12 protein-coding genes are annotated in these 12221 nt (G+C 73.1%); 8 read left to right on the forward strand and 4 right to left on the reverse strand.

Annotated elements, in window-relative coordinates; translation table 11 throughout:
- Positions 1-7 precede the first annotated feature (7 nt).
- From RM445_RS16025 to RM445_RS16035, 3 genes are read right to left on the reverse strand one after another with little or no spacing between them, the layout of a single operon-like run.
- A complete protein-coding gene (locus tag RM445_RS16025; protein ID WP_311557148.1) occupies positions 8-781 on the reverse strand; it encodes a DUF427 domain-containing protein in 774 nt (257 codons plus the stop codon).
- Entirely contained in the window at positions 778-1212 is a 435-nt protein-coding gene (locus RM445_RS16030; protein WP_311557150.1) for a cupin domain-containing protein, read from the reverse strand. The genes RM445_RS16025 and RM445_RS16030 overlap by 4 nt, the downstream gene beginning before the upstream one ends.
- Before the next feature lie 22 nt (positions 1213-1234).
- Entirely contained in the window at positions 1235-2047 is an 813-nt protein-coding gene (locus RM445_RS16035; protein ID WP_311557151.1) for a methyltransferase domain-containing protein, read from the reverse strand.
- A 69-nt stretch (positions 2048-2116) separates the two neighbouring features.
- On the opposite strand from RM445_RS16035, the gene RM445_RS16040 reads away from it, so the two are divergent.
- The 7 genes from RM445_RS16040 (at position 2117) to RM445_RS16070 (ending at position 10148) form a co-directional block, all read left to right on the forward strand.
- The gene (locus RM445_RS16040; protein ID WP_311557152.1) at positions 2117-2914 is read left to right on the forward strand and encodes a thymidylate synthase; all 798 of its coding nucleotides are present in this window, start codon (positions 2117-2119) and stop codon (positions 2912-2914) included.
- Complete coding sequence (locus RM445_RS16045; protein ID WP_311557153.1) at positions 2911-3369, forward strand: dihydrofolate reductase; 459 nt, start codon at positions 2911-2913, stop codon at positions 3367-3369. The genes RM445_RS16040 and RM445_RS16045 overlap by 4 nt, the downstream gene beginning before the upstream one ends.
- Positions 3370-3414: 45 nt before the next feature.
- Complete coding sequence (locus tag RM445_RS16050; RefSeq protein WP_311557154.1) at positions 3415-4041, forward strand: TIGR03085 family metal-binding protein; 627 nt, start codon at positions 3415-3417, stop codon at positions 4039-4041.
- A gap of 73 nt (positions 4042-4114) precedes the next feature.
- Positions 4115-5143, forward strand: a complete 1029-nt coding sequence (gene dapA / locus RM445_RS16055; RefSeq protein ID WP_311557156.1) for a 4-hydroxy-tetrahydrodipicolinate synthase — start codon at positions 4115-4117, stop codon at positions 5141-5143.
- 113 nt (positions 5144-5256) lie between these two features.
- A complete protein-coding gene (locus tag RM445_RS16060) occupies positions 5257-6930 on the forward strand; it encodes a ribonuclease J (protein WP_311557205.1) in 1674 nt (557 codons plus the stop codon).
- A 91-nt stretch (positions 6931-7021) separates the two neighbouring features.
- The gene (locus tag RM445_RS16065) at positions 7022-7618 is read left to right on the forward strand and encodes a hypothetical protein (protein ID WP_311557158.1); all 597 of its coding nucleotides are present in this window, start codon (positions 7022-7024) and stop codon (positions 7616-7618) included.
- A gap of 10 nt (positions 7619-7628) precedes the next feature.
- Positions 7629-10148 carry a DNA translocase FtsK gene (locus RM445_RS16070; RefSeq protein WP_311557159.1) on the forward strand — a complete coding sequence of 840 codons (2520 nt, stop codon included), beginning with the start codon at positions 7629-7631 and terminating at the stop codon, positions 10146-10148.
- Between the two features lie 6 nt (positions 10149-10154).
- On the opposite strand, the gene RM445_RS16075 is transcribed toward RM445_RS16070, so the two are convergent.
- Entirely contained in the window at positions 10155-10652 is a 498-nt protein-coding gene (locus RM445_RS16075) for an amino-acid N-acetyltransferase (protein ID WP_311557161.1), read from the reverse strand.
- A gap of 42 nt (positions 10653-10694) precedes the next feature.
- Here RM445_RS16075 and rimO point away from each other — a divergent pair, with 42 nt between their 5' ends.
- Positions 10695-12215: a 30S ribosomal protein S12 methylthiotransferase RimO gene (gene rimO / locus RM445_RS16080; RefSeq protein WP_397469321.1), complete on the forward strand. Its 1521-nt coding sequence runs from the start codon at positions 10695-10697 to the stop codon at positions 12213-12215.
- The last annotated feature ends 6 nt before the right edge of the window (positions 12216-12221 follow it).

Genomic DNA, 12221 nt, shown 5'->3' on the forward strand with positions numbered 1-12221 from the left:
AGCTCGCTCATCGGTCCGCCGCCTGGTCCATCGCGTCCGCCGTCCCGTCGGACCACGGCGACACCGTCCGCGGCTGCGCGACGCCGTCGACGACGAGATCGACCCGCTCGGTGAAGAAGCAGACGAGGTCGCGGATCTTCGGGTTCTCCGGGATCGGGTCGGGATAGCTCCACGCGGCGTCGCGCACGATCTGCCCGCCCACCCGGATCGACCAGTACCGCGCCCGCCCCTTGTACGGGCACTCGGTGACGGTGTCGCTCGGCTCGAGGAACTCCGCGCGCACGTCGTCGAACGGCAGGTAGTAGCGGGTGGGCAGGTGGGTCTCGAACAGCAGCAGCGGGCGGATGCTGCGGGCGACGGTCTCGCCACCGACGCGGATCTCCACGAGCCGGGAGCTGCGCAGCGTGTCGACCCGCCCGTACGGGCTCCGGGCATGCACCCGCGCCTGCTCGTCCTCCTCGTACCAGTCGAGCTGGCGCCAGGAGAACGTCACGTGGCCGGCGAGCTTCGGGTGCGGATCCGTCCAGGCCGCGCCGACCGCCTGGTCGGACCCGGCGCGCACCGTCCACGTCGACCCGCCGTCGGCACCGCGCGACTCGTCCACCAGCGCGTCGGCGACGACGTCGTCGCGCGGCACGAAGTAGGTCGGCAGGCCCTTCGGCCCGTACCTGACCATCAGCAGCGCACGGGTGCTGTCGGCGACGAGCCGGGACCCCAGGCGCACCCGGATCCGGCGGGCAGTCGGTTCGACGTGCTCCGCGGTGGGGTCCGGGCCGGTCACGACGTGCTCCGGTCGGGGACCTCGTCGAGTTCAGGCATCAGCACCACGCTCTCCTGCTCGTTCGGGTCCGTCCGGGCGATCACGGCGAACATCGGCTCCGGGCCCCGGTTGATCGGCAGGTGCGGGACATCGGCGGGGATGTACACGAAGTCGCCCGGCCCCACCTCCTCGCGGTGCGCGAGGCCCTCGCCCCACCAGAACTCGCAGTGCCCGCTCACCGTGTAGATCGCCGACTCGTGCGACTCGTGCCGGTGCGCCTGCGCGCGGCCGCCGGGCGGGATCGTCAGCGAGTGCAGGCAGAGCCCGTGCGCGCCGGCGGACTCCGCCGAGATCCCGGCGGCGTACGACAGCCCCTGCCGTCCCTCGTAGCCCTCTCCGCCGCGGACGATCCGGCACGCGGGTTCGTCCGGTCGGGCTGGTGTGCTGGTCATGGACGTCCTCCTCGAGCCGATGTCAGGCGGGTCGCCGGCAGACGGCGGCGAAGATGTCGACGGTCAGTTCCGGACGCTCCGTGGAGGCGTCGAGCGCGGCGAACGCCGCGTCCCACCTGGCGACGTCGGCGGCGGTGGCGAACCCGGCGCGGACCAGCTCGTCGCGCGCCGCCCACGCCGGGCCCCGCATGCCGCGCGGCGCCTCGCCTCCGACGGTCCAGCCGCGGTACTCCTCGACGGCCAGTCCCGCGGCCCGCCCCAGATCGGCCAACCGGCGCCCGATGCGCGGGTCGTTGCCCTGGTGCTCGTGCCATCGGAGGTAGCGGTCGTGCAGGTCCGGGGCCCCGGGCAGCCCGCGTCCGGCGGTGCCGGTGGTCATGTCCACGTCGAGCAGGTAGACGTGGCCGCCAGGCCGGACGAGCGTGGCCAGGTGGTCGACGATCCGCTGCTCGGCACCGCCGTTGTGGGCGAGCACGTGGCGCAGCACGGCCGTGTCCACCGACCCGGGTGGGAGCCCGGTCGCGTCCGCACGGCCCTGGCGCACCTCGCCCGTCCCGTCCAGTCCGGCGGCGGTGAGCGCGGCCCGGGCGGCGCCGACCGCGTCGGGGTCGGCGTCCACCCCGACGATGTGCCCGGCCGGCCCGACGACCTCGGCCAGCGCCACCAGCATCGCCCCGGGCCCGCAGCCCACGTCGACGACCCGTGCGCCGGGGACCAGCCCGGCGAGTGTCCACAGGTCGCCCTCGTCGGCCCGGGCCATCGCGGCCATCATCCGGTAGCGCCCGAGCTCGTCGTCGGACAGGCGCAAGGCATAGGTGCCGGGTGCAGTCGTCATGTGTCCAAGAGAAGCGTCATGCGGCCGCTGATGCATCCGTGACGACCACGGATGTTTAGGCTCGCGGGCATGCCGGACACGCAGTACGAAGACCTGCTCCGCCACGTGCTCGACGTGGGCGCCCGCAAGGGCGACCGCACCGGCACGGGCACGCGTTCGGTCTTCGGCCACCAGCTGCGCTACCGGCTGGGCGACGGTTTCCCGCTCGTGACGACGAAGAAGGTCCACTTCCGCTCGATCGCGTACGAGCTGCTGTGGTTCCTGCGCGGCGAGTCGAACGTCACGTGGCTGCAGGAGAACGGCGTGACGATCTGGGACGAGTGGGCGGCGCCGGACGGTGAGCTCGGCCCAATCTACGGCGTGCAGTGGCGGTCGTGGCCGACCCCGGACGGCGGGCACGTCGACCAGATCAACGAGGTGCTGCGCACGCTGCGCGAGAACCCCGACTCGCGGCGGATCATCGTGTCCGCGTGGAACGTCGCCGACATCCCGCGGATGGCGCTGCCGCCCTGCCACGCGTTCTTCCAGTTCTACGTGGCCGACGGCCTGCTGTCCTGCCAGCTGTACCAGCGCAGCGCGGACCTGTTCCTCGGCGTGCCGTTCAACATCGCGAGCTACGCACTCCTGACGCACATGATCGCCGAGCAGGTGGGCCTCGGCGTCGGTGACTTCGTCTGGACCGGAGGTGACTGTCACATCTACGACAACCACGTGGACCAGGTCCGCACGCAGCTCGCCCGCGAGGCGCGGCCGTTCCCCACGCTGAGCCTGAAACCGGCGGACAGCCTGTTCGACTACACCTACGAGCACATCACGCTCGCCGGCTACGACCCGCATCCGAGCATCAAGGCACCGGTGGCGGTGTGATCGGGCTCGTCTGGGCCCAGTCGGCGAACGGCGTCATCGGCCGTGACGGGACGCTGCCGTGGCACCTGCCGGAAGACCTCAAGCACTTCCGCTCCTTGACCGTCGGCTCGACCGTCCTCATGGGCCGTCGCACGTGGGAGTCGCTGCCGCCGCGGTTCCGGCCGCTGCCGGGCAGGCGCAATCTCGTGCTGTCGCGGACGCCGCAGGAGGGCGTCGAGACGTTCCCCGACCTGCCACAGGCGCTCGCCGCGGTGTCCGGCGACGTGTGGGTGATCGGCGGCGCGGCGGTGTACCGGGCGGCGCAGCCGTTCGCGGACCGGATCGTGGTCACCGAGATCCGGGAGTCCTTCGACGGCGACACGTACGCGCCGGACGTCGGGCGCCCGCCGGACTCCGTCGGGGCGTGGCAGGAGTCGTCGACCGGGTTGCACTATCGGGTGTCGACCTGGGGCTGAGCTCGCCGGCGGACGGCCGTCGGCGCGCTTGGATACGGTGACGACGTGAGCCTGGCCCGCGCCGAACGAGCAGCCCTGTCCGACACGCTCGACAAGACCGACCCCGACCAACCCACCCTGTGCGACGGCTGGACCGCCCGCGACCTGCTGGCGCACCTGCTGGTCAGGGAGCGGCAGCCGTGGGCGGCAGGCGGCATCGTGATCCCGTTCCTCGCGCCGGTCACGGAGCGCGCGATGCAGGGATACGGCGACACGCCGTGGACGGACATGGTCGAGCAGCTGCGGACCGGTCCGCCGGCGTGGTCGCCCTCCCGGATCGCGCGGATCGACGAGGCCATGAACGGTGCCGAGCTGTTCATCCACCACGAGGACGTCCGGCGCGGCCTGCCCGGCTGGGAGCCGCGCGGGGCGGACGAGACCCGCGACGGCGCCGTGTGGGAGACGCTCACGCGGATGGGCAGGCTCCTGTACCGGCGCAGCCCGGTGGGCGTGGTGGTACGCCGCCCGACCGGTGAGCAGGCCGTGGTCAAGACGGGGAGTGGGCTGGTCACGGTCGAGGGCGAGCCGGGGGAGATCATCCTGCACGCCTTCGGCCGCGACGCCGTACGCGTCGAGCTGCGCGGACAGCCCGCCGACGTCGCCGCGCTGACCGAGTCGTCGCGCGGGGTGTAGTGCGGTGCTGGCCACCGGAATGTGAGGGGCGCGGGGCGGAATGCCGTCGGTGCCGGACGGTACCGTCACGGGCATGAGTTCCCCCGGTTCGAGTCCGCCCGGCCTGCGGTCGCCCGGCCGTCCGTTCGGGCGCGTGCTGACGGCCATGGTCACTCCCTTCGACACCGACGGCCGGCTGGACCTGGCCCGTGCCGAGGAGCTGGCCGCTCATCTCGTCGATCTCGGCAACGACGGCCTGGTCGTGAACGGCACCACGGGGGAGGGGCCGACGACCACGGACGCCGAGAAGGCCGAGTTGGTCCGCGCGGTCGTGAACGCCGTCGGCGGCCGGGCCACGGTCGTGGCCGGTGCGGGCACCTACGACACCGCACACAGCGTGCACCTCGCCCGCGACGCGGAGAAGGCGGGCGCACACGGCCTCCTGGTGGTGACGCCCTACTACTCGCGTCCGCCGCAGGAGGGCCTGCTGCTGCACTTCACGGCGGTCGCCGACGCCACGGGTCTGCCGGTGATGCTCTACGACATCCCGCCGCGCAGCATCGTCCCGATCGAGGGCGACACCCTGCGCCGGCTGGCCGAGCACCCGCGGATCGTGGCGGTGAAGGACGCCCGTGGCGACTTCCGGGTGGCGACCGAGATCATCGCGACCACCGACCTCGTCTACTACTGCGGCGACGACCCCGTGAACCTGCCGTTCCTGTCGATCGGCGCGGTCGGGTTCGTCAGCGTCATCGGTCATGTGGTCGCCGACCGGCTGCGGGTGCTGCTCGACGCCTACGAGGCCGGCGACGTCGCCCGGGCCCGCACGGCGCACGCGGCGACGTTCCCGGTGATCAGAGCGATGGGAAGGGTGGGCGGTGTGATCTTCAGCAAGGCGGCGCTGCGGCTGCGCGGTGTGGACGTCGGCGACCCCCGGCTGCCACTGCCCCCCGCGACGGCGGAGCAGGTCGCGGCGATCGCGGACGACCTGGCGGAGGCCGGCGTCCCGCTGACCCGCGCCCACGACGTGGCGGCGGTGAACATCGCGAGCGATCCTCCGGGCCCACCCGGCGCGGCCGCCCAGCGCGGTGTCGGTGTCGGATCGGGGGTCTCGGCGTCGTGACCCGCCCACCAGCCCGGTCGGACCGTTCACGCGGCGACCGGCGTCCCCGTCCGCCCCGGCGTGATTCGGGCCGGTACTCGCCCGCTCCGCCGGAGGAGGTCAACCCCTCCGAACTGCCCACCGGGCCGCCGCCGGACCTGCCCGCGGGCGCCCTGCGCGTCGTCGCTCTCGGCGGCATCGGCGAGGTCGGGCGCAACATGACGGTCTTCGAGTACGAGGGCCGGCTGCTCGTCGTCGACTGCGGCGTGCTCTTCCCGGCCGAAGACTCCCCGGGTGTCGACCTGATCCTCCCCGACTTCCGGGCGATCGAGGAGCGGCTCGGCGACATCGACGCGTTGGTCCTCACCCACGGCCACGAAGACCACATCGGCGCGGTGCCGTTCCTGCTGCGTCAGCGTCCGGACCTCACGATCGTGGGCTCGCGGTTCACGCTCGCGCTGGTCGCGGAGAAGTGCAAGGAGCACCGGCTCACCCCGCACCTGCTGGAGGTCGCCGAGGGTGCGCGGCTGCGCCACGGCGTGTGGGACTGCGAGTACTTCGCGGTGAACCACTCGATCCCGGACGCCCTGGCCGTCGCGATCCGGACGCCGGCCGGGCTCGTGCTGCACACCGGCGACATCAAGCTGGACCAGCTGCCGCTCGACGGGCGGCTGACGGACCTCGCCGGGTTCTCCCGCCTGGGCGACGAGGGCGTCGACCTGTTCCTCGTCGACTCCACGAACGCTGACGTCCCCGGCTTCGTCACCGCCGAGCGCGAGATCGGCCCGGTGATCGAGAACGTGTTCACCCGGTCCCCGTCGCGGATCATCGTGGCGTGCTTCGCCAGCCACGTGCACCGCGTGCAGCAGGTGTTCGACGCCGCGGCCAAGCACGGGCGCCGGGTCTGCCTGGTCGGGCGGTCGATGGTGCGCAACATGGGCATCGCCGCCGACCTCGGTTTCCTGAACGTGCCGGAGGGCCTGCTCGTCGAACTCGACGACGCGATGGCCCTCCCGGACGACGAGCTGGTCCTCGTGTCGACCGGCTCGCAGGGCGAGCCGCTCTCCGCGCTGTCGCGCATGGCCCGCGGCGACCACCGGACCGTCCGGATCCGACCGGAGGACACCGTCATCCTGGCCAGCTCGCTGATCCCGGGCAACGAGACCGCGGTCTTCACGGTGATCAACGGCCTGACCCGGCTCGGCGCCGCGGTCGTGCACCAGGGCAACGCCAAGGTGCACGTCTCGGGGCACGCCCCGGCGGGCGAGCTGCTGTTCCTCTACAACGCGGTGCGGCCGAGCAACGTCATGCCCGTGCACGGCGAGTGGCGCCACATCCGGGCCAACGCCGCCCTCGCGGTGCAGACGGGTGTCCCCGAGGAGTGCGTGGTGCTCGCCGAGGACGGGGTGGTGGTCGACCTGGTCGACGGCCGCGCCGCGATCACGGGGCGGGTCGAGGTGGGCCGGGTGTACGTCGACGGCCTGTCGGTCGGCGACATCGGTGAAAGCACGCTGAGCGACCGCCTGGTGCTCGGCGAGGGCGGGTTCGTGCAGATCACGGTGGCGATCGACTCGGCGACGGGCCGGGCGGTGTCGCGCCCGACGATCGCGGGCCGCGGCTTCTCGGACGACCCCAAGGCGCTCGACGCCGTGCTGCCGCTGGTGGAGATGGAGCTGTCGCGGACGGAGGCCGAAGGCATCACGGACACGCACCGGGTCGCGCAGGCCGTGCGCCGCGTCGTGGGTCGGTGGGTGGGGGAGACCTACCGCCGCCGGCCGATGATCATCCCCAACGTCATCGCGCTCTGAGCTGCGGGCGGGCGCGCGGGATCGATCCAGCGCGCCCACCACGCGCGTGGGAGCCGACCGAGCCGTGTCCGCACTGTTACCGTCTCGCCATGTGCCGACCTGCGGGAACGCCGTGACCGCCGCCCCTGCCGTGATCTCGGGCAGCCGGCGCGCGGTCCGTCTGGTGCTCGGGGCGACGGCCGCGGTGGTGGCCGCCCTCGTGCTCGTCGGTCTGCTGGTCGCGGTCCTCGCCGGCCGATCGGCGGGCGCCGGGACCGCGCTCGGGCTGGGGCTCGGCGCCGCCGGCGCCGCACTGCTGGCCGCCGGGCTGCTCGTCGTCGCGCGAGCCGGCGCGCTCTCCCGGCGACCGTCGGGCGCGGCCCGGGGTGCCGCGGTGCTGACCCGCTGCGTGCTCGCGGCGACCGTAGGTGCCGTGGCGATGGCGGTGATCGGTGTCGTCGCGGTGTCGGGCTCCCGTGCGGTGGCTCCCGGGGTCGGCGCCGGTGTCGCCGCGCTCCTGCTCGTCGGTCTGGCCGCCCTCGCGGGCCGCAGCCGGCGCCGGCTGCAGGTCAGCGCCCCCGCAGCAGCCGCACCACCGCCGTCGACCGAGGCGCCACCGGTCCCGGTGATCCCCGCTCAACGGTCTGCCGAGCCCGCTCCCGTGCCGGGAGGTGCGTCGGAACCCGGGCAGGCAACCGACGCCCGATAGCCTGCACGGCATGGCAGGACGCGCGACAACCGGCGGCCGCTCCTCGGGGTCCCGCGCGGGCGCGACGACGCGGGGCACGCCCCGCAAGCCCGCCGCCCGCAAGCCCGCGGCCCGGCGCACCCCCGCACGTCGTACCCGGCGCAACCCGGACCTGCTCGACCGCGCGATCGACGGCGTCGGCCGGGGGGTCGCGCGGGCCGGGCGCGGCATGGGCCGCGGGATCGGCCGCACCCGGGAGATCGACCCCGTCCACCGCCGTGGTGGTCTGGGCGTGCTGGTCCTCGTGCTGGCCGTCGTGGTCGGCGCAGGCGTGTGGGCGGGCGCGGGCGGGCCGGTCGGGCAGACGCTCTCCAGCGCTCTCGCCGCGATCGTCGGGATCGGCGCCCAGGTGGCCCCCGTGCTGCTGTTCGTCGTCGGTGTGGTGCTCATGACCACCGAGGCCCACCCCGAGGCCCGTCCGCGGCTGGTGGTCGGCTCGGCGCTCCTCGCGCTCGGCACGCTCGGCCTGGTGCACATCGGTGTGGGCCTGCCGACCGAGCCCGAGCGCTGGCACGAGGGCGGCGGCGCCGTCGGCTATCTCGCGGCGATCCCGCTGGCGACGGGGCTCACCGTCTGGGTCGCCGTCCCCGTACTGCTGCTCCTGTCGGCGTACGCGTTCCTGCTGCTCATCGACACGCCGCTGCGCGAGGTCCCCGATCTGCTGCGCCGGTTGTCGGGCCGCGCGCTCGACGACGAAGACGACGAGCACGACCCGGCCGACGACGACCTCGCCGACGAGGCCGCGTCCGACGAGCCCGCCGCCGAGCCGGCCCGCCGCCGGCCGTCCCGGCGCAGGCAGGGGTCCTTCGTCGAGCCGTCCCCCGACGCGGCCGAACCTCCGGCGCCACCCGCCGCGCCCCCGGCCGCGGTCGACGAGCCGCCCGCGAAGCCCCGCCGCCCCGCTCCGCCGGTGCAGGCCACCCCGCCGGCCGAGACGGGTGGCGACGGTGTCGGCGAGCAGCTGCGTCTCGCGATGCGCGAGCCCGCAGGCGACACGACCTACGTGCTGCCGCCGAGCGACCTGTTGCCCACGGGTCCACCGCCGCGCACCCGCAGCGCCGCCAACGACCAGATCATCGAGGCGATCAGCGGCGTCCTGGAGCAGTTCAACGTCGACGCGCAGGTCACGGGCTTCACCCGGGGTCCGACCGTCACCCGATACGAGATCGAGCTCGGCCCGGCCGTGAAGGTCGAGAAGATCACCCAGCTGCAGCGCAACATCTCCTACGCGGTGGCGACGGACAACGTCCGGCTGCTCGCGCCGATCCCCGGCAAGTCGGCCGTCGGTATCGAGGTGCCCAACAGCGACCGAGAGATGGTTCGGCTCGGCGACGTGCTGCGCAGCGGCAACGCGCGCAACGAGACCCACCCGCTGGGTATCGGGCTGGGCAAGGACATCGAGGGCCACTTCCTGGTGGCGAACCTCGCGAAGACGCCGCACCTGCTCGTCGCCGGGTCCACCGGCTCCGGCAAGTCGAGCTTCGTCAACTCGATGCTCGTGTCGTTGTTGAGCCGGGCCACGCCGGACGAGGTCCGGATGATCCTCATCGACCCGAAGATGGTCGAGCTGACCCCGTACGAGGGCATCCCGCACCTGATCACGCCCATCATCACCCAGCCGAAGAAGGCGGCGTCCGCGCTGTCGTGGCTGGTGGAGGAGATGGAGCAGCGGTACCAGGACATGCAGGTCAACAAGGTCCGCCACGTCGACGACTTCAACCGCAAGGTGCGCACCGGCGAGATCACCGCGCCGCCCGGCAGCGAGCGGGAGTACCGGCCCTACCCCTACATCCTGTGCATCGTCGACGAGCTGGCCGACCTCATGATGACCGCCCCGCGCGACGTCGAGGACGCGATCGTGCGGATCACGCAGAAGGCCCGCGCCGCCGGCATCCACCTGGTGCTCGCCACCCAGCGCCCGTCCGTCGACGTGGTCACGGGCCTGATCAAGACCAATGTGCCGTCCCGGCTGGCGTTCGCCACGTCGTCGCTGACCGACTCGCGGGTGATCCTGGACCAGCCGGGCGCCGAGAAGCTGATCGGCATGGGCGACGGGCTCTACCTGCCGATGGGGGCGAGCAAGCCGGTCCGCATGCAGGGTGCGTACGTCAGCGACGAGGAGATCTCCTCGGTCGTCGCGTTCGCCAAGGACCAGGCCGAGCCCACCTACACCGAGGGCGTCACGGCGGCGAAGGCCGGCGAGGCGAAGGAGGTCGACGCCGAGATTGGCGACGATCTCGACCTCCTGCTGCAGGCCGCGGAGCTGATCGTGACGTCGCAGTTCGGCTCGACCTCGATGCTGCAGCGCAAGCTGCGGGTCGGCTTCGCGAAGGCCGGCCGGCTCATGGACCTGCTGGAGAGCCGCGAGATCGTCGGGCCGTCGGAGGGTTCGAAGGCGCGCGATGTCCTGATCAAGCCGGACGAGCTGGACGGCGCGCTGTACCTGATCCGCAACGGCAGTGCGCCGGACGTGGATGACGACGAGGAGTAGCTGCTCCTACAGCTGCAGCAGCATCCGGACGTTGCCCAGGGTGTTCGGCTTGACGTGCGCGAGGTCGAGGAACTCCGCCACGCCGGCGTCGTAGCTGCGCAGCATCGCCGCGAACACGTCCGGGGGCACCGGCGTGCCGTCGATCTCGGCGAACCCGTGGCGGGCGAAGAAGTGCTCCTCGAAGGTCAGCACGAAGATCCGGCGCAGGCCCAGCTCCCGGCCCTGCTCGATCAGCGCGGCCACGATGGCGTGGCCCACGCCCTGGCCGACCGTCCGGGGATGCACCGCGACGGTGCGGATTTCGCCGAGGTCCTCCCACATGACGTGCAGTGCGCCGCACCCGACGACCTCGCCGTCGAGTTCGGCGACCAGGAATTCCTGCACCGACTCGTAGAGGTTGACGATCTCCTTGGCCAGCAGCACCCGGCCCGCGTACTCGTCGACCAGGCCTTTGACGGCCATGACGTCCGCGGTCCGCGCGCGACGCACCTGCACCGCAGTCACGGCGGGCAGCGTAGATCATCCACCGATAAGTACCCTTGCCACGTGGTAGTTCCCGACGCACCGCGGCGTGCCGCGCAATCGACCCCGCGGCGTGCCGCGCAATCGACCAAGCGGCGTGCCGCCCTGCTCACCCTCGGTTGTGCCCGCAACGAGGTCGACTCCGAGGAGCTGGCGGGCCGGCTGTCCGGCAGCGGCTGGGAGCTGGTCGACCTCGACGCCGAGGGCGCCGGCACGCCGGACGTCATCGTCGTCAACACCTGCGGCTTCGTCGAGCAGGCCAAGAAGGACTCGATCGACACGCTCCTGGCCGCCTCGGACGTGGCGACGGAGTCGGGTGCCAAGGTCGTGGCCGTCGGCTGCCTGGCCGAGCGCTACGGCGCCGAGCTGGCCGAAAGCCTGCCCGAGGCCGACGCCGTGCTCGGCTTCGACGCCTACCCCGACCTGGCCGAACGCCTCGGCGACGTGCTCGGTGGCCACGCGCCGGCTCCGCACGTGCCGGTCGACCGGCGCACCCTGCTGCCGATCTCCCCGGCGCAACGGCCCGCCGCGGCCGTCGACGTCGCCGTGCCCGGCCACGCCTGGGTGCCCGACCTCTCCCGGGTGCGCCTCTCGGACAAGCCGTACGCCCCGCTCAAGCTCGCCTCGGGCTGTGACCGCCGCTGTGCCTTCTGCGCGATCCCGTCGTTCCGCGGCTCGTTCGTCTCCCGGCCGCCGCACGACGTGCTGAGTGAGGCGGCCTGGCTCACCGGGCAGGGGGTGCGCGAGGTGGTGCTGGTCAGCGAGAACTCCACGTCGTACGGGAAGGACCTGCCCGGCGGCACCCGCGCGCTGGTCGACCTGCTGCCTGCGCTGGCGGCGGTCCCGGGTCTGGACCGCGTGCGCGTGTCGTACCTGCAGCCCGCCGAGGTCCGGCCGGACCTGCTGAAGGTGATCGCCACCACACCCGGCGTCGCGGCCTACTTCGACCTGTCGTTCCAGCACTCGAGCCCCGCCGTGCTGCGCCGCATGCGCCGCTTCGGGTCCACCGCGCAGTTCCTCGACCTGTGCGACCGGATCCGCGCGTTGGCCCCGGAAGCGGGCATCCGCAGCAACGTGATCGTCGGGTTCCCGGGCGAGACCGACGACGACGTCGCCGAGCTCGAGGAGTTCCTGACCTCGGCGCGGCTGGACGCCGTCGGCGTGTTCGGCTACTCGGACGAAGACGGCACCGAGGCCGCGGGCTACGACGGCAAGGTGGCGGCCGAGGAGGTCGCCGCCCGGGTGTCGCGGATCGCGGCGCTCGTCGACGAGCTGATGACCCAGCGGGCCGAGGACCGGATGGGCACCGAGGTCACGGTCCTGGTCGAGCAGGCCGAGGACGACGACTTCGAGTGCACCGGGCGGGCGGAGCACCAGGCCCCGGAGGTGGACGGCGAGTGCGTGCTCGAGCGAGGGTCCGGCCTGGAGGCGGGCGACCTCGTGCGCTGCGTCGTCACCGGGACCGAAGGGGCGGACCTGCAGGTGTCGCCGCGCGAGGTGCTGCCCCGGCGGGCCGCCGCGCTGGCAGGAGCGGGTGCGTCGTGACGACGC

It is taken from the genome of Pseudonocardia charpentierae (assembly GCF_031845345.1).
In the GTDB taxonomy this organism is placed as follows: domain Bacteria; phylum Actinomycetota; class Actinomycetes; order Mycobacteriales; family Pseudonocardiaceae; genus Pseudonocardia; species Pseudonocardia charpentierae.

What these genes read in the sequence shown, in the direction of transcription:
- RM445_RS16030 (WP_311557150.1), bottom strand. Translation starts at nt 1,212, where the DNA reads ATGACCAGCACACCAGCCCGACCGGACGAACCCGCGTGCCGGATCGTC.
- RM445_RS16035 (WP_311557151.1), bottom strand. Translation starts at nt 2,047, where the DNA reads ATGACGACTGCACCCGGCACCTATGCCTTGCGCCTGTCCGACGACGAG.
- RM445_RS16040 (WP_311557152.1), top strand. Translation starts at nt 2,117, where the DNA reads ATGCCGGACACGCAGTACGAAGACCTGCTCCGCCACGTGCTCGACGTG.
- dapA (WP_311557156.1), top strand. Translation starts at nt 4,115, where the DNA reads ATGAGTTCCCCCGGTTCGAGTCCGCCCGGCCTGCGGTCGCCCGGCCGT.
- RM445_RS16070 (WP_311557159.1), top strand. Translation starts at nt 7,629, where the DNA reads ATGGCAGGACGCGCGACAACCGGCGGCCGCTCCTCGGGGTCCCGCGCG.